Source organism: Pseudoalteromonas sp. NC201 (genome assembly GCF_002850255.1).
Classification (GTDB): Bacteria; Pseudomonadota; Gammaproteobacteria; order Enterobacterales; family Alteromonadaceae; genus Pseudoalteromonas.
This window is the reverse complement of sequence record NZ_CP022522.1, coordinates 3,757,501-3,781,829: the sequence shown is the minus strand read 5'-3', so window position 1 is coordinate 3,781,829 and position 24,329 is coordinate 3,757,501. Positions and strand designations below refer to the sequence as shown.

27 protein-coding genes (1 of these 27 running past the window's edge) are annotated in these 24,329 nt (G+C 42.8%); 20 read left to right on the top strand and 7 right to left on the bottom strand.

Going from position 1 to position 24,329, the window contains the following annotated elements; translation table 11 throughout:
* Window positions 1-148: 148 nt before the first annotated feature.
* The 3 genes from PNC201_RS16580 to hslR form a co-directional block, all read right to left on the bottom strand.
* Window positions 149-1,687 (bottom strand): phosphoenolpyruvate carboxykinase, encoded by a 1,539-nt coding sequence (locus tag PNC201_RS16580; protein ID WP_010378491.1) that lies wholly within the window; start codon window positions 1,685-1,687, stop codon window positions 149-151.
* A 263-nt stretch (window positions 1,688-1,950) separates the two neighbouring features.
* Window positions 1,951-2,796, bottom strand: a complete 846-nt coding sequence (gene hslO, locus PNC201_RS16575) for an Hsp33 family molecular chaperone HslO (protein ID WP_010604366.1) — start codon at window positions 2,794-2,796, stop codon at window positions 1,951-1,953.
* 11 nt (window positions 2,797-2,807) lie between these two features.
* On the bottom strand, window positions 2,808-3,218 hold the full coding sequence (gene hslR / locus PNC201_RS16570) for a ribosome-associated heat shock protein Hsp15 (RefSeq protein WP_010378496.1): 411 nt from the start codon (window positions 3,216-3,218) through the stop codon (window positions 2,808-2,810).
* Window positions 3,219-3,494: 276 nt separating this feature from the next.
* Between hslR and gspC the strand changes: the two genes are divergently transcribed.
* The 13 genes from gspC (at window position 3,495) to PNC201_RS16505 (ending at window position 15,695) form a co-directional block, all read left to right on the top strand.
* On the top strand, window positions 3,495-4,379 hold the full coding sequence (gene gspC / locus PNC201_RS16565; protein WP_102057657.1) for a type II secretion system protein GspC: 885 nt from the start codon (window positions 3,495-3,497) through the stop codon (window positions 4,377-4,379).
* Between the two features lie 27 nt (window positions 4,380-4,406).
* Window positions 4,407-6,473, top strand: coding sequence for a type II secretion system secretin GspD (gene gspD, locus PNC201_RS16560; protein ID WP_010604368.1), 2,067 nt, complete (start codon window positions 4,407-4,409; stop codon window positions 6,471-6,473).
* A 91-nt stretch (window positions 6,474-6,564) separates the two neighbouring features.
* Complete coding sequence (gspE, locus tag PNC201_RS16555; protein ID WP_174171065.1) at window positions 6,565-8,052, top strand: type II secretion system ATPase GspE; 1,488 nt, start codon at window positions 6,565-6,567, stop codon at window positions 8,050-8,052.
* Complete coding sequence (gene gspF / locus PNC201_RS16550) at window positions 8,052-9,278, top strand: type II secretion system inner membrane protein GspF (protein WP_010378505.1); 1,227 nt, start codon at window positions 8,052-8,054, stop codon at window positions 9,276-9,278. The genes gspE and gspF overlap by 1 nt, the downstream gene beginning before the upstream one ends.
* A 64-nt stretch (window positions 9,279-9,342) precedes the next feature.
* On the top strand, window positions 9,343-9,768 hold the full coding sequence (gene gspG, locus PNC201_RS16545; protein WP_026001105.1) for a type II secretion system major pseudopilin GspG: 426 nt from the start codon (window positions 9,343-9,345) through the stop codon (window positions 9,766-9,768).
* A gap of 3 nt (window positions 9,769-9,771) precedes the next feature.
* Window positions 9,772-10,365 (top strand): prepilin-type N-terminal cleavage/methylation domain-containing protein, encoded by a 594-nt coding sequence (locus tag PNC201_RS16540; RefSeq protein ID WP_010604370.1) that lies wholly within the window; start codon window positions 9,772-9,774, stop codon window positions 10,363-10,365.
* A complete protein-coding gene (gene gspI / locus PNC201_RS16535; RefSeq protein WP_102057656.1) occupies window positions 10,362-10,739 on the top strand; it encodes a type II secretion system minor pseudopilin GspI in 378 nt (125 codons plus the stop codon). The genes PNC201_RS16540 and gspI overlap by 4 nt, the downstream gene beginning before the upstream one ends.
* Window positions 10,739-11,377: a type II secretion system minor pseudopilin GspJ gene (gene gspJ, locus PNC201_RS16530; protein WP_095728107.1), complete on the top strand. Its 639-nt coding sequence runs from the start codon at window positions 10,739-10,741 to the stop codon at window positions 11,375-11,377. The genes gspI and gspJ overlap by 1 nt, the downstream gene beginning before the upstream one ends.
* Complete coding sequence (gspK, locus tag PNC201_RS16525; RefSeq protein ID WP_102057655.1) at window positions 11,374-12,375, top strand: type II secretion system minor pseudopilin GspK; 1,002 nt, start codon at window positions 11,374-11,376, stop codon at window positions 12,373-12,375. The genes gspJ and gspK overlap by 4 nt, the downstream gene beginning before the upstream one ends.
* Window positions 12,372-13,577 carry a type II secretion system protein GspL gene (gene gspL / locus PNC201_RS16520; RefSeq protein WP_102057654.1) on the top strand — a complete coding sequence of 402 codons (1,206 nt, stop codon included), beginning with the start codon at window positions 12,372-12,374 and terminating at the stop codon, window positions 13,575-13,577. The genes gspK and gspL overlap by 4 nt, the downstream gene beginning before the upstream one ends.
* Entirely contained in the window at window positions 13,574-14,047 is a 474-nt protein-coding gene (gene gspM, locus PNC201_RS16515; RefSeq protein ID WP_010604375.1) for a type II secretion system protein GspM, read from the top strand. The genes gspL and gspM overlap by 4 nt, the downstream gene beginning before the upstream one ends.
* 2 nt (window positions 14,048-14,049) lie before the next feature.
* Window positions 14,050-14,808 carry a type II secretion system protein N gene (locus PNC201_RS16510; protein WP_010604376.1) on the top strand — a complete coding sequence of 253 codons (759 nt, stop codon included), beginning with the start codon at window positions 14,050-14,052 and terminating at the stop codon, window positions 14,806-14,808.
* Between the two features lie 317 nt (window positions 14,809-15,125).
* Window positions 15,126-15,695, top strand: coding sequence for a UPF0149 family protein (locus tag PNC201_RS16505; RefSeq protein ID WP_010604377.1), 570 nt, complete (start codon window positions 15,126-15,128; stop codon window positions 15,693-15,695).
* A 3-nt stretch (window positions 15,696-15,698) separates the two neighbouring features.
* Here the strand turns inward: PNC201_RS16505 and PNC201_RS16500 are convergent, their stop codons facing one another.
* Entirely contained in the window at window positions 15,699-15,902 is a 204-nt protein-coding gene (locus PNC201_RS16500; RefSeq protein ID WP_102057653.1) for a hypothetical protein, read from the bottom strand.
* The gene (locus PNC201_RS16495) at window positions 15,902-16,261 is read right to left on the bottom strand and encodes a hypothetical protein (RefSeq protein ID WP_223193819.1); all 360 of its coding nucleotides are present in this window, start codon (window positions 16,259-16,261) and stop codon (window positions 15,902-15,904) included. The genes PNC201_RS16500 and PNC201_RS16495 overlap by 1 nt, the downstream gene beginning before the upstream one ends.
* Window positions 16,262-16,510: 249 nt before the next feature.
* On the opposite strand from PNC201_RS16495, the gene ccoG reads away from it, so the two are divergent.
* From ccoG to PNC201_RS16470, 5 genes are read left to right on the top strand one after another with little or no spacing between them, the layout of a single operon-like run.
* Complete coding sequence (gene ccoG, locus PNC201_RS16490) at window positions 16,511-17,968, top strand: cytochrome c oxidase accessory protein CcoG (protein ID WP_102057652.1); 1,458 nt, start codon at window positions 16,511-16,513, stop codon at window positions 17,966-17,968.
* Between the two features lie 49 nt (window positions 17,969-18,017).
* Window positions 18,018-18,992, top strand: coding sequence for a serine/threonine protein kinase (locus PNC201_RS16485; RefSeq protein WP_102057651.1), 975 nt, complete (start codon window positions 18,018-18,020; stop codon window positions 18,990-18,992).
* 16 nt (window positions 18,993-19,008) lie between these two features.
* Window positions 19,009-19,632, top strand: coding sequence for a thiol:disulfide interchange protein DsbA/DsbL (locus PNC201_RS16480; RefSeq protein WP_010604381.1), 624 nt, complete (start codon window positions 19,009-19,011; stop codon window positions 19,630-19,632).
* 18 nt (window positions 19,633-19,650) lie between these two features.
* The gene (locus PNC201_RS16475) at window positions 19,651-20,280 is read left to right on the top strand and encodes a thiol:disulfide interchange protein DsbA/DsbL (protein WP_010604382.1); all 630 of its coding nucleotides are present in this window, start codon (window positions 19,651-19,653) and stop codon (window positions 20,278-20,280) included.
* 48 nt (window positions 20,281-20,328) lie between these two features.
* On the top strand, window positions 20,329-20,787 hold the full coding sequence (locus tag PNC201_RS16470) for a DUF523 domain-containing protein (RefSeq protein ID WP_010604383.1): 459 nt from the start codon (window positions 20,329-20,331) through the stop codon (window positions 20,785-20,787).
* A gap of 10 nt (window positions 20,788-20,797) precedes the next feature.
* Here the strand turns inward: PNC201_RS16470 and trmA are convergent, their stop codons facing one another.
* Window positions 20,798-21,892 (bottom strand): tRNA (uridine(54)-C5)-methyltransferase TrmA, encoded by a 1,095-nt coding sequence (gene trmA, locus PNC201_RS16465; protein WP_010604384.1) that lies wholly within the window; start codon window positions 21,890-21,892, stop codon window positions 20,798-20,800.
* Window positions 21,893-22,056: 164 nt separating this feature from the next.
* Between trmA and PNC201_RS16460 the strand changes: the two genes are divergently transcribed.
* Both PNC201_RS16460 and murI read left to right on the top strand, forming a co-directional pair.
* Complete coding sequence (locus PNC201_RS16460; RefSeq protein ID WP_102057650.1) at window positions 22,057-23,184, top strand: DUF5610 domain-containing protein; 1,128 nt, start codon at window positions 22,057-22,059, stop codon at window positions 23,182-23,184.
* A gap of 63 nt (window positions 23,185-23,247) precedes the next feature.
* Window positions 23,248-24,024, top strand: coding sequence for a glutamate racemase (gene murI, locus PNC201_RS16455; protein ID WP_102057649.1), 777 nt, complete (start codon window positions 23,248-23,250; stop codon window positions 24,022-24,024).
* Here the strand turns inward: murI and PNC201_RS16450 are convergent, their stop codons facing one another.
* On the bottom strand, window positions 24,025-24,329 hold the 3' portion of the coding sequence (locus PNC201_RS16450; protein ID WP_102057648.1) for an RNA recognition motif domain-containing protein. It continues 163 nt past the right edge of the window; the window shows 305 of its 468 coding nt (coding positions 164-468); the start codon falls outside the window, past its right edge — the gene reads right to left on this strand; its stop codon occupies window positions 24,025-24,027. It lies immediately after the preceding gene.

Below are 24,329 nucleotides of genomic sequence, written 5' to 3'. Positions count from 1 at the left end.
ACGTGCTGTTTAAATAATCAGCAATATATAAGCATGTATGTACCTAAATGTTAATAATAAGTTTGTTGAAAGATATTCATGTGTAAAAAATCAGGCGCAAAAAAACGCCCAAACAAGGGGCGCTTTTGATAAAGGAACCTTTCTTAGGTTAGCCGCGAGGGCCTGCTGCTTTGATTGCTTCAGAAACATCGTATTTAGCGAAGTTTTCTTTGAAGTCAGCCGCAAGTTTAGCTGCATATTCCGCATACTTAGCCTGATCTTGCCATGTATTTACCGGATTAAGTAGCTTGCTATCAACACCTTCCACTGCCACTGGTACATCTAAATTTAGTGCCTCAATGTGCTGTGTCTCAACGCCCTCTAATGTATCGTTTACGATTGCATCAATCACGGCGCGAGTTGTTGGAATGTCAAAACGCTTACCAATGCCATAAGGACCACCAGTCCAACCTGTGTTTACTAGGTAAACTTTAGCGCCAAACTCACGCACGCGTTTCATTAGTAGCTCAGCGTACACGCCTGCTGGACGCGGGAAGAAAGGAGCACCAAAACAAGTTGAGAAAGTTGATTCGATATCAGAAGTTGAACCAATCTCAGTTGAGCCTACTTTCGCTGTGTAGCCACTAAGGAAGTGATAAGCCGCAGCTTCTTCGCTTAGGATTGAAACTGGAGGTAATACGCCGCTCACGTCACAAGTTAAGAATACAACTGCACGAGGCTCGCCCGCGCGGTTTTCAACTTTACGCTTTTCAACATGCTCAAGAGGGTAAGCTGCACGCGTATTTTGCGTTAAGCTTGAATCGGTATAATCAGGAGTACGCGTTTCATCTAGCACGACGTTTTCTAAAATAGTACCAAAACGGATTGCATCCCAAATAACAGGCTCGTTCTTTTGTGACAGGTCGATACATTTCGCATAACAACCGCCTTCAATGTTGAATACGCTACCAGGTGCCCAACCGTGCTCATCATCACCGATAAGAAAACGCTTAGGATCCGCAGAAAGCGTAGTTTTACCTGTTCCTGATAGACCAAAGAATAACGTTGTGTCACCAGCTTCGCCAACGTTTGCACTACAGTGCATAGGTAGCACACCTTTTGCTGGTAGTAAGAAGTTCTGTACAGAGAACATCGACTTCTTCATTTCACCGGCGTAATGCATACCTGCGATAAGCACTTTGCGCTGTGCAAAGTTGATGATAACGGTACCATCGCTGTTTGTACCATCACGCTCAGGATCACAAACAAAAGAAGGAACGTTCATCACCTGCCATTCAGGTAAATCAGTTTTGTTATAAGAGTTAGGTTCGATAAACATGTTTTTAGCGAAAATGTGGTGCCAAGCAGTTTCAGTCGTTACAACGACTGGTAAATAGTGCTCTGGATCCGCACCGACTTCTAAGTGAGAGACGAAGTGGTCATTTTCAAGAACGTGCGCTTCTACGCGAGCCCATAAAGCATCAAACTTAGCACCTTCGAATGGGCGGTTTACGTTACCCCATTGGATGTCATTTTCTGTGCTTGATTCTTTTACGATGAAACGGTCGTTTGGTGAACGTCCAGTACGACGACCAGTTTTTGCAACAAAAGCTCCATTTGCGGCTAAAGTGCCCTCGCCACGACGGATAGCGTGTTCGACAAGTTCAGCTGCGGTTAAATCGACAAAACGAGTAGCGCTTGAAGTCATGTTTATACCTAAAAAGTGAGAGTTGAACGGGATAGCTCTGGGGTACTCTTGCCCTTAGCTAAATTTATAGTAACAGATGAAATTGAGATATTCGAGCCTTTAGAGTGCTTAAAATTACATAAAAACGTCAAAAAACTTGAATAATTTCAATGATACCGGTGTCATAACTTTTGTATGTTTTATGACACCGGTATCACCCAATAGCCATAAAAAAACCGCCAAAAATGGCGGTTTCATTTTGTAATTAAGGGCTAAAGCGCAACTTAATTAAATAACGATTTAATATCTTGCTCGTTAAAAACGTAGTTTTTCAAGCAGTAATGACAGCTAATATTGACTTCGCCGTGTTTTTGCAAGTCTTCCATCAAGGCTTCTAGTCCGACATTGGCCAGCGCATTCTCGGTTTTTTCTCGGCTACATCCACATACAAACGAGATAGCTTGCGGTTCAAAAAGTTGAGGATTGTCTTCGTGATACAGTCTAGTTAGTACGGTATTGGCGTCTAAATCTAGTAGCTCTTCATCTTTAATCGTGTCGCTTAGTGCTTCAAGATGTTGGAAATCGGCAACAGACTTTTCTTTATTGACGGGCAGTACTTGTAAAAACAGACCTGCCGCTTTCACTTTATCGCCGACTAGGCTTGTTGCGAACCATAAACGGGTTTTCAATTGCTCAGATTGCTCGAAGTATTCTTCTAAACATTCGGCAAGTGATTCTTTAGAAAGGGGAACTATGCCTTGATAGCGTTCGCCTTTTGTCGGTGTAATGGTGATAACCATATACCCTTTGCCCATGAGCTCAGGTATAGATGATCCCAAAACCTCAGATTGCAGCCTTGCCACGCCACGCATCTGTTGTTTGTGATTACCATTGATCACCGCATATTTTACTGGACCATCACCTTGGAGCTGAACCGCAATGTCACCTTCAAATTTTAACGTAGCGGTCAGTAAACTGGTTGCAACCAATAACTCGCCTAATAGGTGTTGCACAGGCTCTGGGTAGTTGTGACCGCTAATGATGTCAGTAAAAGTCTGTTCTATTTGTACAAGCTCACCACGTACGTCTAGCTTGTCAAAAATATAACGATGAAGTAAATCAGTCTGCATCAATGAAAATCCTAGTTTGATTTCAATTTAAGTAATTCACGGCGTTGTTTCTTGTCCGGCTTAGTGGCAGGACGAGGCGCAAACAAGCTATTGTTTTGGCGCGCCAACGCGTTTTGCGTTCGTTTTTCAATGCTTGCTTCAGACTCTTCATAAAGAGTTTGAGCAATTGGAGCCGCTTGTCGCTTTTCCATGATTTTGAGTATGGTTACTTCTTTCTCTTCATATCCTTGGGCTAATTTCACTACCGCGCCGACTTCAACCGTTTTACTTGGTTTACAGCGTTGACCGTTGTAATGTACTTTGCCACCTTGGACCATATCGCGAGCAAGCGCTCGTGTTTTGTAAAAGCGAGCAGCCCATAACCACTTATCAATACGAACTTTCTGTTCAGATTGGTTGTTTTCCTGTTGGAGTTTTGTCACAATTCGTTAACTATTTGCTAGTGTGAAATTTAACCTAACAAATTTAGCATATTTCGTTATGCAAACAAAGTAGATGACAGGCACTAAACTTGTGAGTTAATCGCACTTTACCTAAAAAATGAACTAATATGTGTGTCTATGTTCCAAGGTTAAGTTTAGATTCAGTTAATTGGCCTACGGTGTACCTATTTAATTAAAAGTTTAACAAATGCACGCTTGTTGAAAAAATTTCGAGGCGGTACACTGGGGCGTTCAAGAAAATAAGAAAAGTATTATATGGAATTACAGTTACAACAGCTTCAGAAGTTTTGGCTTGGTTTGCCTCACGCAAAATTGAGTCGTATCATTGTTGTCCTGTCGGTTGTTTACGTTGCGTTTCTCTTTTCGCAATTATTTTGGTTGTTATGGCCAGTGCCACAAACACAACCCTTGCTTCCAGCATCACAACTGTATAGTCAATCAAGTAGCGGTATCACAAGCCAAGGAATTGTCGCTCAAAATTTGTTTGGTGAGGCAAATGCTAAGCCTGATACCAAACCACAGCCCGTGGTTTCTGATGCACCAGAAACAACGCTTAACGTTAGGCTAACCGGTATCGTAGCGGTAAGCCAAGATGATGGTGCGGGTCTTGCTATTATCGAGTCTCAGGGTCGCCAGGAGACCTACTCAGTTGATGCACCAATCACAGGCACTCGCGCTAAGCTTGCCCGAGTGTTACCTGATCGTGTGATTTTGGATGTCAGTGGGCGTTTTGAAACGCTGATGTTAGATGGTATAGAGTTTAGTCGCACTGTGGCGATGCCAACAAAGTCAAAGAAAACCGTCAACAGCACAGCTTCACCAACCCCATCTCGAAATGAACTAGCAAATCGTCGCCAGGAATTGCTCAGCGATCCAGGTAAATTATTTGATTATATTAAGATTGCTCCGGAACAGCGTAACGGCGAAGTTATTGGCTATCGTCTCTCACCTGGAAAGGATCCTGAATTGTTCGAACAGGTGGGGCTTAAAGCGAATGATTTAGCAATCGCAATTAATGGGTTTCAGCTCACGGATATGAAACAGGCTATGTCAGCTATTAATGAACTTAGAACGAGCACAGATGCGAACATCACGATTGAGCGAGACGGTCAAGTGATGGATGTGCAGTTTAGCCTGTAAAGTTACTAATTTTGGAGTTTTAGAATAATGGGTAAAAAGCTACACCTCACAAAAACCAAAAAAGGGTTAGCTAAGTATGCAACGCTCTTGATTGCTGCTGGTATTTCACTTTCTGTTTCTGCGGTTGAATATGCCGCGAACTTCAAAGGTACCGATATTAATGAATTCATTAATATCGTTAGTGATAAGCTGAATAAAACTATCATCATAGACCCTAACGTGCGCGGTAATATCAATGTTCGCAGTTATGAGTTGATGGATGAAAAGCTTTATTATCAGTTCTTTTTAAACGTGCTGGAAGTGTATGGTTATTCTGTTATTGAAATGGATAGCGGTGTGCTTAAGGTAGTTCGTAGTTCTGATGGTAAAAAGTCAAATGTACCTTTGGTATCTGGTGAAGAGCTAGGTAATGGTGACGTAATGGTAACACGCGTTGTTCGCGTGAAGAACGTTAGCGTGCAAGAGCTTGGTCCACTTATTCGTCAGTTCAGTGACCAAAAAGATGGTGGTCACGTAACCAATCTAAATTCAGCAAACGTGATGATGCTAACTGGCCACGCGTCCTCGGTGAATCGCCTAGTTGATATAATTAAAACGGTTGACCAAGCAGGTGATAAACGTGTTGATATCGTTAAGCTGAAGCATGCCACTGCTGAAGATGTTGTTAAAGTCGTTGAAAAGATTTTTCAAGACTCAGGGAAAGGCGGTGTACCAGACTTCCTTATCCCGAAAATTGTGTCAGATACCCGCACTAATAGCGTCATTGTCAGCGGCGAGTCACAGGCGCGTAGCCGAGCTGCTGAGCTTATAAAGCGTTTAGACGACGAGTTGCAATCCCAAGGCAATACTCAGGTCTTCTATCTGAATTACGCAAAAGCTGAAGATCTGGTTAAGGTTCTTCAAGGCGTGAGTAAATCGATTGAAGAAGAGCAAGCCGCAGGTCAGCAAGCAAGAACTCGCAGTAGTAGCAAAAATGAAACCAGCATTGAGGCGCATGAAGACTCAAACTCATTGGTGATAACGGCGCAGCCAGACACTATGCGTTCACTGAGTCAAGTTATTAAAAAACTGGATATCCGTCGTGCCCAAGTATTGGTTGAAGCGATTGTTGTTGAGGTTTCTGAAGCCGATGGTATTAACCTTGGCTTACAATGGATCTCTGAAAAAGGCGGTATGCTACAGTTTAATGACGGTACAACTGCACCAATTGGATCCATAGCGGTTGCTGCTGAGCAAGCACGTGACAAAACAGTCACTAAAAATATAACAGGTACAGAATCTGGAAAAACAACGGAATATGATGAGACTGTTAAGGGCGATTTGACTGGGCTTGCCAAAGTTCTAGGCGGTATTAATGGGTTAGCCGCAGGTATTGTCAAGAATGATTGGGGTGCAATCATTCAAGCGGTAACTACTGATACCAACTCAAATATTCTTGCCACGCCATCGGTTACGACTATGGATAACGAAGAAGCGTCCATGATCGTCGGTGAAGAAGTGCCAATTGTTACGGGTTCAACGGCGAACGACAATAATTCAAACCCGTTCCAAACGGTAGACCGCCAAGAAGTGGGTATTAAATTAAAAGTAACCCCTCAGATTAACGATGGCACAGCGGTTCAACTGACGATAGAACAAGAAGTATCAAGCGTGAAAGGTGCGACGTCGGTGGATATTCGAGTGGCTAAACGTGCTATCAATACCACGGTTATTGCTGATGATGGCGGCATGGTTATCTTAGGTGGTCTGATTGATGAAACCGTTCAAGAAAGTGTATCTAAAGTACCACTATTGGGTGACATTCCAATATTAGGTCACCTATTTAGATCAACAGGGACTAAAAAGGAAAAACGCAACCTATTAGTATTCATTCGTCCGACTATTGTACGTGATAGCCGCAGTATGAATGAAATTAGCCATTCAAAATATAACTTTATCCGTGGTGAGCAGCATAAACAAAGAGAAGATGGCATTGAGCTAATGCCATTTGAAGACACGCCAATCTTACCTAAGTGGGATGATAAGCTTACTCTGCCACCGACGTATGAAGAGTTCTTAAAAGAACAAAACAAAAAAGAGCGTGAAAATGATTGATGAGAAAGTCACGCCGGATTTAGGAGCTGAAGCTGAAGAGATGGCAGCGCAGCTGCAAAGCGCTGAGCCAATACTAGGTGAGGTGGCTGAAATGCCGCCCGTCCCTGCAATCACTTTACGTTTGCCATTTTCGTTTGCACGTCGCAAAGGGGTGTTACTCAGCCCTGATGGCGATCAGGCTAAGCTCTTTCACAAAGGTACGCTTGATCTTGAAACGCTGATGGAGGTACGCCGAGTTGCAGGAAAGACATTACATCTCGAAGCTTTAGATGAAGAACGCTTTGAGCATATGCTTGAGGCGTCTTATCAAAGAGACAGCTCTGAAACACAACAGATGATGGAAGACATCGGCAACGAGATGGACTTGTTCTCGCTTGCTGAAGAATTGCCACAAACAGAAGACCTGCTTGCCGCGGATGATGATGCGCCTATCATCAAGCTAATTAATGCCATGTTGAGTGAAGCGATAAAAGAAGGTGCATCGGATATTCATATCGAAACATTCGAGCAAGAACTAGTTATTCGCTTTAGGGTTGATGGTGTACTGAAAGAAGTCTTGAAGCCAAACCGTAAATTGTCTTCATTATTAGTTTCTCGTATCAAAGTAATGGCTAAGCTCGACATCGCAGAAAAACGTGTGCCGCAAGATGGTCGTATTAGTCTGCGGATCGCGGGACGAGCCGTGGATGTGCGTGTATCAACGATGCCATCAAGCTTTGGTGAACGAGTGGTGCTACGTCTGTTAGACAAAAATAATGCGCGATTAGATCTCGAAGATTTGGGCATGACCCAAGCAAACCGCGATGCGTTTGCAGAGATCATAGCCAAGCCTCACGGTATTATACTGGTTACTGGTCCAACGGGTTCAGGTAAGAGTACGACCCTGTACGCAGGCATGACACAAATCAATTCTAAGGATCGCAATATTTTAACGGTTGAAGATCCGATTGAATATGAGATCCCTGGCATTGGCCAAACACAAGTGAATCCAAAAGTGGATATGACATTCGCTCGAGGTTTACGTGCAATCCTACGTCAAGATCCCGATGTAGTGATGGTCGGTGAGATCCGAGATTTAGAAACCGCGCAAATTGGTGTTCAAGCATCTTTGACCGGTCACTTGGTATTATCCACACTACACACGAATACAGCCGCCGGTGCTATCACGCGTATGGAAGATATGGGGGTTGAGCCGTTTCTTTTGAGTTCATCACTGCTAGGCGTGCTGTCACAGCGATTGGTAAGAACGCTTTGCCCTAACTGTAAAGAAGCGCATTTGGCGGATGAACGAGAATGTGAACTACTGGGTGTGGCCAAAGACAGTGGCACGCAAATCTTCCGTGCAGTCGGCTGTGAAGAGTGTAACTTCAATGGTTACAAAGGCCGTACAGGTATTCATGAGCTTCTCATCGTTGATGAGCCCATCCGTGAACTTATTCATAACGGTAAAGGTGAGCAGGCGGTTGAGAAGTATATTCGTAAGCGTACGCCAAGCATCCGACAAGATGGCTGTTCGCGAGTACTTGCTGGTCAAACAACCTTAGAAGAAGTAATGCGTGTAACACGTGAGGAAGGCTAATGGCAGCGTTTGAATACCGCGCCTTAGATGGTAAAGGCAAAGAGAAGAAAGGAATTTTAGAGGCGGATACGGCGAAGCAAGTTAGGCAGATGCTAAGAGAAAAAGCCATGATGCCACTTGAAGTTTTGCCTGCTGCGGAGAAAGATAAAAACCAAAGTAGTGGTGGTTTTACGCTTTTTAAAGGCTACCGTCCCTCGGTATCAGACCTTGCCTTGATCACGCGCCAGTTGGCGACCTTGATCCAATCCTCTTTACCTGTTGAAGCTGCGGTGATGGCTGTAGCTGAGCAATGCGAAAAGCCAAGACTAAAGCGTATGCTGATGGCGGTAAGATCAAAAGTCGTTGAAGGTTATACACTCGCAGATGGTATGTCGGAGTTTCCTCACGTATTTGATCACTTGTACCGCTCAATGGTTGCCGCTGGAGAAAAGTCAGGGCACTTAGATGAAGTACTAAATCGCTTGGCCGATTACACTGAACAGCGCCAGCATATGCGCAGCCAAATTACGCAAGCGATGGTGTATCCCATTATTTTGGTCATCTTTGCTATCGCGATTGTTTCCATTCTATTGGGAACGGTAGTACCAAAGATCTTGAAGACCTTTGAGAAATCTAAGCAAGCACTGCCTTGGACAACAGAGTGGGTTATGGCTGCCAGTAATTTTGTACAAAACTACTGGATGATCACATTGGCAGTGGTTGTCATTGGCACCTACGCGATTAAAAAAGCATTACAAAAACCTAAGATCCGCTTTTGGTATGATAGTAAGCTGCTGAGTTTACCAGGTCTTGGTAAGGTAACTCGCAGTGTCAATACTGCACGATTTGCGCGTACCTTAAGTATTCTCTCATCGAGTTCTGTTCCGCTACTTGAGGGCATGAAAATCTCAGGCCAAGTACTTGAGAACGAAAAAATCAAAGCCTCCGTTGCTGAAGCTGCGACTCGGGTGAGTGAAGGTGCAAGCCTTAGAGCGTCGTTGCAACAGACCAAAATGTTCCCACCTATGATGCTGCACATGATTGCCAGCGGAGAAAAGTCGGGTGAATTAGAACAGATGCTTGAGCGTGCAGCGAATAACCAAGAAAGAGAATTTGAAAGTATGGTAAATGTCTCGCTGAAGTTGCTAGAACCTGCGATGATAGCGACGATGGCAATTATTGTACTCTTTATAGTTATGGCGATTCTTCAGCCGATTATGGCGATGAACAAAGCCGTAGGATTGTAGTCAAAAAGGAAAGGCCATCGCATGTTTTTGCATGGTCATCAATAACAGCATTGAGGTAAACATTGTGAAAAAACAATCAGGTTTCTCACTACTAGAAGTGATGGTGGTACTTGTTATCATCGGTATGATCTTATCTATCGTTGCGCCTAACGTGATGGGTCAACAAGAAGAAGCAGCAAAAGAAAAGGCACGTCTAGATATTCGTCAGATTGAAGACGCAATGAAGATGTACAAACTAAAAAACAAACGCTATCCAACTACAGAGCAAGGCTTGGAAGCTTTGGTAACGCAAACCAATATTGACCCGGTACCAAAACGTTTCCCTGAAGGTGGCTTTATTTCTAAGCTTCCAGAAGATCCATGGGGTAATCCTTACCAATTAGTAAGTCCTGGCGAAATGAGCCAAATCGATATCTTTTCAATGGGTCCGGATGGCGAAGTTGGAACTGATGATGATATCGGTAACTGGGATACGGAAGACGAACGTTAATCTATGTTAGCACCTCTGCATAAACCGGCATTAGCTAAGGTAAAGGGCTTTAGTTTACTAGAAGTCCTTATTGTCTTGGTGATCATTGCTTTTTCAGTAAACCTCATTACTTATACCGTCAGTGATAGTGATGAGGAAGAGCTCGAAACCATGGCTATGCGTGTGCAGGGGACGATTAATCTTGCATCAGAATTTGCAGTACTAAATCAGGTTGAACTTGGTTTTCACTTAGATAAAGGTGTGATTGAGTTTTTGGTTTTTGACGGTGAGAAGTGGCGAACTTTCGAAGCCGACGATATCTACAAACCAATTGAGCTGCCTGAGCAGTACAAAGTGGAATTAATCTTAGAAGATCTGCCTTGGTCTCAAGATAACTTACTTGAGCAAGCAAATTGGCGAGAGTTGATGAGTGGCGGCGACGACGACAATTTGCTTGAACTTAAAAAGCTCAAGATCCCGCAAGTACTTATTTTATCTTCCGGTGAAGTCAGCGCATTTAGATTAAGTGTGGAAAATAAAGAGCTTCAAGAGCCAATATTTTTTGTCGAAGGTGAATTTATGGCACCAGTAGGGCTGAAGCGGGAACCTGAAGAATGAACGCTAAAAAAAGCGTAGGCTTTACCTTACTTGAAGTCATGGTTGCGCTCAGTATTTGTGCTGTCGCTGGTATTGCTGCAATGCAAGCAACAAGCGAACATATAAACCATATCGGCTCGCTTGAAGAGCAGACCTATGCGTCGTGGGTGGCAGAAAATCGCTTGGTATTTTTGCGTGCGCAAGGCGATGACTGGCATGGGAAGAATGGTAACAAAGGCGAAGAGGAAATGGCCGGGGTCACTTGGTATTGGCAACAGCATATCCAACAAACCGCAGATCCTAGCTTTGTAAAGCTCACCGTGCACGTTTTCCGCGAACCTGAACTCAAAAACTCAGTGTATGACATCACCACTTTTATGTACCGGAGTAAGTAGTGACAGTGCGTACACCTCAGCGTGGTTTCACGCTAATAGAAGTATTGTTGGCACTGGCTATTTTAGCGGTGGTGGTGACGGCGACTCACCAAATTTTAGATTCAACGCTGAAGGCCCAAGCTGCATCAGCGGAAAAAATTGCCGAAATTGAAGGTCTACAAACGACTTTCCGCTTGATGGATCAGGATTTTAATCAGATCACTAAGCGAGAAGTCAGAAATGAAGCAGGGGATTTTAGCCCAACTTATATCATCCATGGCCGGTATGAGCTTGAGAGCCAATATGATGGTATCGCTTTTGTTCGTGATGGTTGGACTAACCCTATTAGTTTATTGCCTCGCTCTGAACTGCAGGCAGTGGGCTATCGGGTTATCGATGACAAGCTTGAGCGTATTTATCGAATATACGTTGATCAGCTAGATGGAACAGAGCCACGCGCGCAGGTCATCTTGGAAGATGTCGAAGAATTAAAGTTTGAATTTTTGGACGACAAACTAAAATGGCAAGCTGATTGGAAGTCGAAATCGTTACCTAAAGCGATTAAAGTGACGTTGCAAAGAAAAGACTCGGATCCAATAAGCCGTTTATTTTTAACGCCAGGCAGTGGTGTCGCTGATGATAAGGGGCAACAGCCATGAAGCAGCAAGGTGCAGCGCTTGTTATCGTACTTTTCATCGTTGCATTGGCAGCGACAATTGCCGCTGAAATGGCGAGTAGTTTAATGGTGCAGGTACAAAAGGCCTCGAATATTCAAACTCAGCAACAAGCCAAGTGGTATAGCTATGGTGCTGAGGAATTAGTCAAAAGAGCGTTGATACAAGCGAAAAAAGATGATCCTGATACCGTTAATCTAGACCAGCCTTGGGCTCGTGAAGAAGTGCCTTACCCCGTTGACCATGGTACGTTGAGCGGTAAAGTTACAGACTTACAGGCATGCCTAAACCTGAATGCCTTGAGAGCAAAGTCACAAACAAATGGAAATAACCAAGGTGGTCAGCAGATTGGTGGAAAGAACACTAACCCAGCCCATGCTGCGCTATTGGAGCTTTTGAAGAATATTGAGGATTTGCCGAGTAACGAAAGCGAGGAAGCCCTTGCTGATAGTGTCTACGATTGGCTTGACGAAGATAGCATTACTTACCGCTCAGGGGCAGAAGAAGACGAGTATATGTCTAATCAGACGCCTTATTTAACGGCTAATAATTTGATGGCGTCTGTTAGTGAGCTACGCGTGATTAAGGGCTTTAACCCACTGGTGATGGAAAAAATTAAGCCTTATGTTTGCGTGATCCCCGGTAGTGAGGAGCTCGCGGTAAACGTCAATACGATATTGCCAGAACAAGCGCTTTTACTCAGTGCGCTTATGCCTGGTTTATCGAAATCAGGTGCTGAAGCTATTATTTCTGCAAGGCCGAAAAAAGGTTTTACCGATATCAATGAATTTTACACGGAAGTCGCGAATCAAGGGGTCAAAGACCCTAACAAGACTTCCAAAATTTTTACGATTAACAGCAATTATTTTCAGTTGCGAGCAACAGCTGTGTTTGATGAGCGACGCTTTTCTCTCACATCAATTATAGAAACAAAAGATGGTAAAGCGTACGTGCTTGCTCGTAAATTTGGAGGCGTAGAGTGACAGAACAATTATTGATCCGTGTGGATCAGTCACACCAGGCGACAATACACTGGTTAGTGTGGTCAACAGAACAACAACAAATTATTGCCAGTGGTGAATTAGAAGGGAGTGAACAGCTTGGTAGCCTTGCCGAAAAAGCGCAAACGAGACCAGTTGTTTTGTTACTACCAGCGACAGCGGTGCAGTTACGCACGCTAGAATTACCAGCAAAATGGAATAGGAAACTAGAGCAAGCCTTACCATTTATGCTTGAGGAACATGTCGCGACCGACATCGATGCGCTATTTATCGCAATTGGTAAACCGGGTATGAAAGCCGACACACATACTATCGATGTTGCGATTTGTGATAGCAGTTGGCTACAAAGCTGGTTTAGTGCCTTCGATGACGCAGGGATCAGTGTAAGTAAAGCGCTACCAGACGCCTTATGTCTGCCGCTTCATGAAGAGATGACTAGTGCCGTGCAGTTAGGGCTGCAATGGCTATTCAAACACAATGCTTGGCAAGTTGGCACTGCTGAACTTAGCTGGGTTAACGAGTACCTCGCCATTGCGGGTGTTGAGCAGCTGGCGCATTTTAGCCCTGCAAGTGATTTCTCAGAAACGATAGCGCTCACTGCGCAACAACAAGATTACGATTTACCTTTAGCCATCTTCGCGAAATCATTATCAAATATTGATTTTAATTTGCGTCAAGGTCGGTTCGCTGCGAAGAAAAAGCAACCGCAGTGGTGGCGTGATTGGCGCAGTGGCTTAATAGCGGCGAGCGTGGCAGTAGTGAGCTTTATCGCAATTAAAGGCACTCAACTGTATGTAATAAGTCATCAAGCTAATCAGCTAGAAACCCAAGCGGTTGCTATGTATCAACAGGCATTTCCAAATAAAGTAGTGCGTCCGCACTTATTGAAAAAACAGATCCAAAATGAGCTTGATGCTTTATCTGGTACGGAGCAAGGCGGCTTGCTCGAATTAACAAATCATTTTGTGGCCATTTATGAAGAGGTTGATGCTTTCGCTCCTGAAACGCTACGTTACGACAAACGTAGGAATGAACTCAGAATTAGAGCGCGCGCAAAAGAGTTCCAGATATTTGGTCAGGTCAAAGCAATTTTAGAGCAACGCGGTGTAAGCGTTGAACAGGGGGCCCTGAACAATGATGGTGACTTTGTGGTGGGTGAAATTCGTATTCGAGGTGCAGCATGAAGCAGCAAGCAGTTAACTATTGGCGTGGTTTAAAAGAGCAAGAACAAAAACTGCTGATCGTTGCCGGCGTTATTTTTGTCGTTTTTGTTCTGATAATGGGTATATTCAAACCTTTAAATCAGGCTGTCAGCGATGCCGAAGCTAAGCTAAAACGTAATCACGAGCTCGTAAATTGGGTTGGTCAAAGCGTGAATAAGCTGAAATCTAACAGCCCTGCACAGGTGATTAGCGGCGGTAATATCAGCCAGATAGTCAATAACACCCGTGGCCGCTTTCAAATCGATATCAGTAAAATGCAACCTAGTGGCGAAAGCCTGCGTTTAACCATCGATGATGTGGAATTTAATAAACTTGTTGCTTGGATAGATGAACTGACAAATAAGCATGGAGTAAAAGTAGAAAACCTAGACCTTACACAAGGGAATTTACCTGGCTTTGTGCGTGTTAGTCGCTTGGTTTTAGAGAAATAATTATGAAAAAAACACTATCTCTACTCATTATATTTTTACTCGCATTTATTATTTTTAGTGCTTTTACTATGCCAGCAGCGGTGTTGCTGCAAGTTTTTAAAGGTCAATTGCCAGCTAATTTGCAGCTAGGTGCAGTAAATGGTTCTGTTTGGCATGGTCAAGTGAGCGGTGTGAGATTCAATAACATTCAATTGAATCAGGTTCAGTGGGAGCTTGAACCGTCGGCTTTACTACTCGGTGATCTGGCAGGCAATGTACAGTTTGGTAATGCGAGAGATAAAAATGAGATCTCAGGAAAAGCTAATTTCTCATCGAATTTAGTCAGTAAATCAGTGATGGTAAATAATGCCTCACTTCGTTTCAGTGTTGAGCAGGCTATGGATCAAGTAACCCTGCCATTGCCGGTTGATGCCAAAGGGCGTGTTATCGTCAATGTGAAAAAGTACCAAAGTGGTGCACCATACTGTGAAGGACTAAATGGTGAGATAAGTAGTCCAAATATTGATGTTAAAGGCATGAATGGTTGGTTTAGTATCGGCGACCTTAGTGGCCAGCTCGATTGTAAATCAGGAGATATTGCCGTGCTTGTTGACCCTGAAAATCGTCTGGGCTTACAGGCTGATGCGACACTTGCTGCCAATTTCCAGTTTCGCGTATCTGGTAATATTAAGCCAGATGCAAGTCTACCAAAAGAAGTACACGATGCGGTTAAGTTTTTGGGTAGACCGGATGGCGAAGGTCGTTACCCGGTAAATTTATAATATACTTCTGTCATATCAGACTTTAGTTATACCAATTTGCTTAATTAAGTGACCTATTTTGAGGCGAGAAAATCTTGCCGATAACACCGCTTACGCGTCCTGCTATCGCCAAGGTACCTACATCCATGTAGGCAAGGCGAAAATTTTGCTATTTAGTTGTTCTAAATGAGAAATTTTTAACGCAGTTAGCGTCAGATTTGCTCCTTCAAATTGAGCAAGTATTAAGACTAATTGGTATTAATCTAATCTCAGGTTAGTTATTAATATAAAAGTATTTTTGTAGGCGCTGATACGGCGCCTAAGTTCAAGGCAACACTATGCACGACTTCTCTTTTACTGCAGCTGATCAGCTGAATTTAGAAAACTACTTTTCTGCGCGCAAGCTTTCTATTGATATCGCTTTTTTACAAGGATATTTATTTGCTACCTGCATAGACCCAAACGGTATTGAGGTTGATAAGTGGCTTAAGACTTTAACCAATGCGGATCCAGAATTAGATGAGAGTATTGCGTTTGCATTGATGGCCTTACATCATGAGATTTCTGAGCAGGTATACGAAACTGAATTTCAATTGCCTTGGAATGGTGAAACACCACTTGAGCAAAAAATTAATTGGGCCGAAGGATTTTTAATGGCGGCAACGCCCTTTTACGAGCAATTGATGTCCAGTCCGCTCGCCGACGATATTAAACAAGCTTTGCAAGTGAGTACAGAACAACTAGGGCTTTTTGCACTTGGTGAGCAACAGTTAACGATTTACTGTGACAAAATAGGACAGTCACTGGCCGAGTTTCAACTAACTCAAGCGCAATTGGCTGACGAGTTTGCCGCATCTTATGCTGAGTTAGTCGAAGTTGCCGCAGTGAATAGTGGACTATTTGAATAATCTTTATGCGAGATCTAACTCGATAAATGTGCAACCCTGCTGGCATTGCGCCACAGCTCTATTTGACGTCGATTGGCTTAAACTGAGTGCTATGGGTTGCTGACAGCTTGGGCAATTGACATCACGTCCCTGACTAAGCTTTTTAATGAGTGCTTTTTGATCATTAAAGGATTTTGCCGACTTTTTATTTAATTGACTAAAGTCCATTATAATCCCTTTGCTTCATGAATGGCTTGCTCTGCAATTTCACAGATTTTGACGAGATCGGGGCCGTAAAAATACAAGTTATAGTCGTTTTCTTTACAATACTTGAGGTGGAAAAGTCTTACTTTTTCATCTGTTGCAAGGGCTTCATCAATATAGCGCTTTTCGTCATCTGTCATGGTAATTGTTTTTACGACGTTGGCTCTGGCGATTCTTGCAGCCGTACTGCGTTGTACTTTGCTGGACTCGCTTAGCACTTCAACGCCTTGACCGAGTAACCTATCTCTTGGCTCTTTAATCAATGGATGATCCACAGTAAACAGAGCAACGACTATAATGGCTAATACTAAGAATTTTTTCATAATCTGACGCTGATTTGATCTAGCTAACAAAAATCTTGTTCCTAGTGTAATAAACTTGTCTGTCAGGTCGCAACAAGTCTCTCATCATTTATGGTGGGTTTTAGCTCAACTTACTATTAATCATAGGGTTTCAAAGCGTATAATAGTAAGCGCTAAACTATGTCATGGGGCACATTGCAATAGTTTAGCCTGTATTTTTCAAGGTCACTGTAGCAAGTGCATCTCGTTCCAAAGCACTAAGGAGCTTCCATGGAGAACGAAAGAATCAAGGTTAAAAACATACCGTCTGAAGTAAAAATTCAAAAGCCAATAGGTGGCACTGAAGGGAAATCGCTCAATAGCTCTACGCCCGATCGTTTTAATCCTCGTAATCGCATATATGTCCGGGCGGTGTCTGGCCTACATCAACTGCTAAGAAGGCGTATCGGCTTTATTGGTATGTTGGCATTTATGGCTTTACCTTGGTTAAACTTTCACGGCCATCAAGCGGTGTTGTTCGATATTTTTGAGCAGAAGTTTAATATTTTTGGCATGACACTATGGCCACAAGATCTGACTATCTTTGCTTTTATTCTGATGATAGCGGCATTTGCTCTGTTCTTGGTGACCACCTTCTATGGCCGGGTATGGTGCGGCTACACCTGTCCGCAAACCGTTTGGACGTTTATTTTTATTTGGTTTGAAGAAAAATTTGAAGGAACAGCAAACCAACGGAAAAAACTAGATCAGAGACCGATGGATTTTGACAAGTTTTGGCGAAAAACGGCAAAACACGGTAGCTGGATACTCTTTTCACTGTATACCGCAATCACTTTTGTTGGTTACTTTACCCCGATCCGCTCATTGCTCCCTGATTTACTTACTTTTTCAGCAGGTTTTTATTCCGTCATTAGCATCATCGTGTTTACCATTTGTACTTATGGTAATGCCGGTTGGATGAGGGAAATTATGTGTTTACACATCTGTCCTTACTCTCGCTTCCAATCAGCCATGTTTGATAAGGATACGTTTACCGTCGCTTATGATAGCGAACGAGGTGAAAGTCGCGGTCCTCGAGGACGCAAGCAAGATCCAAAAGAGCTAGGTCTAGGAGATTGTATTGATTGTAACCTGTGTGTTCAGGTGTGTCCTACCGGTATCGATATTCGTAATGGTTTGCAATATGAATGCATCAACTGTGGTGCGTGTATTGATGCCTGTGATGGTGTTATGGATAAGATGAACTACCCGCGCGGATTAATTGCTTACACTACAGAGCGCAATTTAGAATCATCTAGCGAAAAGACCAAACCAGTACGTGGTAAATTAATCGGTTATTTAATGATCCTGGTCGTTATCACTGGTGCATTAGTTGCGAATATTGCGATGCGTAAGCCGATGGATCTTGATATTATTCGGGATAGAAATCAACTTTATCGTGTCAATATTGAGGGATTGGTAGAAAATACCTATACCTTGAAAGTGATAAACAAAGCGCAAGTTGAGCAGAAATTTTCTATTGCAATAACGGGTCTAAGTAATTATCAGGTGATCGGTAAGCATGAGGTGCACTTAGCTGCAGGCACGACATTAGATGTGCCACTCTCTGTTGTGATTGATCCATATGATTTGAAAAAGCCAGTAACCGAATTTGAGTTTGTGCTTATTAACCAAGAAGATCCAGAAGAGCGGCTGGCGCAGCCGACCAATTTCTTCAAAGGAAGATAATAGAGTAAGGTAAAAGCGAGGTATAAAACCTCGCTTTTTTATAAACATTATGAACGATTTTAGTTTTAACGCACTGACACCGGATCTTATTTTAGATGCGATTGAGGCACTTGAGATATATCCTACAACGGGGTTATTGGCCCTGAACAGCTATGAAAACCGTGTTTATCAATTTGGTTCTGAGGACGGCAAGCGTTATGTAGTGAAGTTTTACCGCCCAGCGCGTTGGACGGATGAACAAATTCTTGAAGAGCATGAGTTCGCGCTGGCAGCGAAAGAAGCTGAAGTGCCAGTTGTGGCACCTTTAATTATTGCTGGGCGTAGTCTGCACTTTCATGAAGGTTACCGCTATACGTTGTTTCCAAGCGTTGGTGGACGCCAGTTCGAGCTCGATAATCTAGACCACTTAGAAATTTTAGGTCGCTATCTAGGGCGCTTGCATTGTCTGTCGGCTGAGCGAGCATTCGAGCATAGACCACAGCTCGATACCCAGCGTTTTTTGGTTGATGCGCAACAAACACTGCTAAAAAGCCAGCTAGTACCTAGTCATCTACATACTCCATTTGTTACTATTCTTGAGCAAGTTATTAACAAAGCAACCTCAAAGTATCAAGTTACTAAAACACTTCGGCTTCATGGGGATTGTCATGCTGGAAATTTATTGTGGTCTAGAGATCAATTGATGTTGGTGGATCTTGACGATTGTCAGCAAGGCCCTGCAATACAAGACTTGTGGATGATGTTAAATGGCGAACGCAACGAGCAATTGGTACAGTTAGACACCCTGCTTATGGGTTACGAAGAATTTATGCCGTTTGATTCAAAAGAGCTTGCGTTAATTGAGCCGCTACGTGCCATGAGAATGGTGAATTATATGGCTTGGTTGGCACAGCGCTGGCAGGATCCTGCATTCGAACGGAACTTTTCTTGGTTTGCGACAGACAAATACTGGGAACAACAGATCCTAGCGTTAAAAGAGCAATTTGCCGCATTAGATGAACCAAGTTTGAGCCTATTTCCTTAAAATTAGAGAGAGTAACATGCTAAAGAAATTCAGAATCGCATTAGTCGCACTATTTTTGCCTATTGCAGCAATGGCTTCAGACTTTACCGAAGGTGAGCACTACACGACCTTAACAACCGAACAGAGTAAATCAGAGAAAGTTACCGAGTTTTTCTCTTTTTACTGTCCTCACTGTTTCCGCTTTGAGCCAATTGCAAAAGCGATTGAAAAGAATTTACCAAAGGAAGCTCGCTTTGAAAAAAGCCATGTAAACTTCCTACGAGGTATTCCTACAGAGACGCAAAGTAATCTTAGCTATGCCTATATTATTGCCGAGCAAGAAGGCAAAGCGGATGTGATTGCTGAGAAGATTTTTAATGCTATTCATGTTGAAAGAAACAAACTGTTAGACATTAAAGATTTGAAAACACTAATGGAGTTAAATGGGATTTCTGCTGAAAAGTTTGAGCAGGCTGTAACGAGTATGCCTGTCGTGAGTGCTGAAAATAACATGCTTAAAGCACAAAATAAGTTTTCTGACGCAGGTGCACTAACAGGCGTTCCAACTTTTATCGTAAATGACAAATACAGAATCGAAATGAAAGGTATCAAGAGCCAAGAGCAGCTTGATGAATTGATCGCATATCTATTAAAAAAATAAGGACTGGAGAAAGTTAGTATGTTGAAAGTATTAAAAGGCTTAGCGGTTGCACTAATGCTTCCTCTTCTTGCTCAGGCTGCGCCATTTGAAGAAGGTGTGCATTATGAAGTTATTGCCGAGCGTGGCACGAAAAAGCCTGAGGTAATGGAGTATTTTTCTTTTTATTGTCCAGCCTGTAACGCAATGGAAAATTTAATCGTTGACGTTAAACCAAAGCTGGACGAAGGCGTTAAGTTTAAAAAGAGCCATATAGATTTTGTTGGTCCAAGAGAGCCTGAGATCCAACAAGTGTTGGCACAAGCACTTGCAACTGCTGAAGTGCTGCCACAAAAAGACAAGATAGTTGCAGCCATGTTTAATCATATCCATGGCAAGCGCGCAAAAATCAATGAACTTGCTGATGTAAAAGATATCTTTATTGCACAAGGTGTTGAAGAAGAGAAGTTTGATAAACTTTATGCCAGTTTCTCTGTTCGTACTAAAGCTTCAAAAATGCAACGAATGCAGAAGACACTTTCTGATAAAGGCGCGCTAACAGGTGTACCAATGTTCGTGGTAAACGGTAAATACAAGCTATTGCTTCGTGAGTCTGGTACGACTAAGCCTGAGCAAATTGCAGCTTTGGTGAATTATTTAGCAAAGAAATAAAATCTAATTTGTATTAGACTAGCCCTGCAATTGTTGCGGGGCTTTTTTATGTTTAAAGTTTTAGTTTCTAGCTGTTTATTAGGTTATCCGGTGAGGTATGACGCCTCTTCACAAAGCCTTCAAGACAATACGTTGCAGTATTGGCGGCAAAAAAATTGGGTCTTACCGCTGTGCCCCGAAGTATCTGGTGGTTTACCAACACCTCGCCCATCGGCTGAAATAGCAGATGGTAAAGTTTTGAGTAAACAAGGGGATGATTTTACCACCGCGTTTGAACTCGGTGCTAAAAAAGCGCTAGCGGCTTGTCTTCAGCACGATATAAAGTTTGCGTTGTTAAAAGAGTCCAGTCCGTCTTGCGGCAGCAATCTGATTTACGATGGTAGTCATACAGGTAAAAAAATAGTAGGGCAGGGGCTAACGGCGTCTTTATTACAGCAATCCGGTATTCAAGTCTTTAGCGAAACTCAACTGCCAGCACTTATCACAGCGATGGCAGCCAGTCGTTAATCGTTAGAGATCACTTTCTCACTAAGTAAACGCCAGATTCAATATGATGGGTATAAGGGAACTGATCGAAAATTGCCATGCGTGCGATTTTATGTGTTTCACATAACAAGGCTAAATCACGCTCTAATGTGTCTGGATTACATGAGATATAAATAATGTTGTCGTAGTTGCTGACTAAGCGACAGGTTAATTCATCCATACCAGCACGAGGCGGGTCGACAAGAATCGTTTGGCAATCATAGGACTGTAAATCAATACCATCTAATCGAGAAAACTTCTGCCCTTTCATGGCTTGTGTAAACTCTTCACTCGACATGCGAATAATATCTAAGTTATCGACTTTGTTTGCTGCAATATTAAATTGTGCAGACTTTACTGATGATTTAGAGATCTCCGTAGCCAGCACTTTATTGAATGAACCAGCCAATGCAATTGAAAAGTTACCGTTACCACAATAAAGCTCAAGTAGATCGTTGCTTAGCGGTTCACTGATGGACTGCGCCCAAGCTAGCATTTTCTGATTCACTTCCGCATTCGGTTGCGTAAAGCTGTTCTCAACCTGCTGATAAATATACTCTTTACCGTTAACGCTTAGTTTCTCAGTTACATAGTCGTTGCCAAACACAACCTTTTGTTTTCTAGCACGACCGATAAAATCAACTTTATAGGTTTGTTGCAACTCGGCTCTCAATGTCTGCATCGCGGTTTGCCACGCTTCATCTAACTGCTTGTGATAAAGCAAGCTGATCAGTACTTCACCACTCAGTGTCGTGAGGTAGTCGATCTGAAACAGTTTACGACGCAATATTTCGTTGCCTTTCAGCTGATGTATCATCACCTGCATCATTTCATTGACAAGCGGCGCACCAGGATCAAAGCTATCAACACGGATCTTTTCTTTTGTTTGCTGGTCAAACATGATGTGAAACAGATCTTCACCCTCATGCCATACTCTAAATTCACAGCGCTGGCGGTAATGGCGAGTTGCAGATTCATACACTTCAAGTGCAGGTGCATCAAACTGTGCAAATTGTGTTGTGATACGCTCAGCTTTATCTGCTAACTGTTGCTCGTATGCTGAATCATCAATTTTTATTACTGCCATGCTAAAACCATCTATGTTGAATTAAGAGGCGCTATTTTAGGGAGCGTTGCTAATTTGTCCAGTCTAGCATCACTGATGCGTCTGGTTTGCTGTTTTTTTAATCATTATACTTTAGCTTTGCGCAAATATGCCGATAATCTAACTAATATATTGGAGGGCATACCATGAAAATCGGGCAATTAAATCAGTTGCTCAATCCAGCGATGCAGCATAAGCCTGGAAAGAGCAAAGGGATAGGACCAAATATCCAAATTAATTCGGACAGCTATGCGGGGAATAAATCTAAGCTAGCAGCTAAAATTCTTGATGATAAGCTTGCAGAAGCGTTGGGGATTGAGAAGCCGACACAAGATAAAAAAGACAAGCCACTATTTGATTTTGAATCTATTGTCAAAAATGTACTCGATTTTGTTCAGGGGGCAGTGAAGAAAGCCAAAGTCGACGGCAAAAATGATGACGAATTGAAATCCATGCTAGATGGGGCACGTAAGGGCGTGCTACAGGGTATTGATGAAGCCAGCGAAGAGTTAAAAGGCACGGGCGCTTTCAATTCCGACATCGAAGATGGTATTGAAAAATCACGAGAAGGGATTTTTAAAGGTTTAGATGATTTTGAAAAAGAATTGTTTGAAGAAAAATCGCCAAAGGCATTAGCGATCAGTGCCGCACAGTTTGCGAGCCTTTCTAATCAGGCTGAATATGCATTTACTACAGCTGAAGGGGATGAAGTCGTTATTTCATTCTCCGATGCGTATGCTCAGGGAGCCGCTGCGAGTGTCGCGCAAAAAGGTAATGATTATGGCATGGCATATGGCACTAAGTCCTCTCATGAGGTTAGTTTCTCAATTAAGGTAAATGGTGAGCTGAACGAAGAGGAGCAGCAGGCAATTAACGATATGATGGAAGATATCCGTAATGTCAGTGATTCTTTTTTCGGTGGTGAATACGATGAAGCTTTCGATTTGGCAAAGTCGCTTAGCTTAAACTCAGATCAGATCACTAATTTCACGATGGATTTAAGACAAAGTAAAACATCTGCTGCGATTGCTCAATATCAGCAAGGCAATCCAATGAAAGACTTAGAGAAGGCATTTATGCCACTGAATAAGCAGTTAGCAGATGTGCAAGAGCAAGCTAAGGGACTCAATGCCGATAATGAGTTGCCAAACCTGCTTGCTTGGATGAATGAAGGTCAGTCGAGACTAAATGAATTTTTGGATTATGCTAGTAGCTTTTTTAGTAAACTGAATGAACTAAATAAAGAGCAAGTTGAGCAAAAACAAACAAGCTAAGCCAGTTTATTTTCGCGAGGACTCATGGCAAACTTCATACTTCATTGATTTGAGGTATGAAGTTTGTCGCATATTTTGGTTTTCGATTCGGGGATCGGTGGCACCAGTGTGCTGTCGCACTTAAAGGTATGTTTGCAGGGGGGTTCATTTAGTTATGTTATGGACAACGCTTTTCTCCCATATGGCCTTCAGCCTCAAGAGCTAATCAAATCACGTATCAAGGGACTTATTCGTTGGCAACAGCAATACTTGGGCAATGTTGATCTTATCGTTATTGCATGTAATACCGCTTCAACATACGCGTTGGAAGAAGCCAGAAAACATACCCAGATTCCAATTATAGGTGTTGTTCCTGCTGTTAAGCCTGCTGCGTCTAGTTCAAAGACCAAGCACATCGCACTATTGGCAACACCGGCAACGTCAAATAATGCTTATACACATAAGCTCATCATGGATTTTACCTCAGGTTGTAAAGTTGAAACTTTGCATTCAACGGAGCTTGTAAGGATCGCTGAGCACTTTTATTGGCATAACGAGTTGGATAAAGAGGCACTTTGCGCGGAAATAGACCGGCTTTACATTCCAGCCACTGTTGATAGGCTAGTGTTGGGATGTACACATTTTCCGTTGATAGCTCACGATATCAAGAATTGCTTACAGAAGCATGTGGAGCTGGTTGATTCTGGCAAAGCAATAGCCAATCGCGCAGTGTCATTGTTGGGAAGTCAAATAGTAGTAGGAGAAAAGGTGCCGAGTGCATCGGAAGTGCGTTTCTATGCAACGGCACCAGTAATGGGTAGTAAAGAAGTAATCTCTATTATTAATTTAAATAAAGATTAATTAAGCGGGTGAGTGATCCATCTCACCTTCAGGCTTTTGCTTTGCTTCTCTTACTTTTAATGTACGCTGTTGAAATTCACGTTCATTGAGTTGAGTAATCGCCTTTTCTGCATCTTGCTTAGACATCTCAACAAAACCAAAACCACGTCGTTTGCCTGTGTTTTTATCCTTAAGTAGGCGAACTGAAAATACTTGCCCTTGCTCTTCGAAAAGCTCGCGGACAACATGTTCGTTGGCTCGATATGGTAGATTACCTACATATAATGTAGTGGTTGATAAGTTTGATTGTTTTTCTTGTTGTGTAT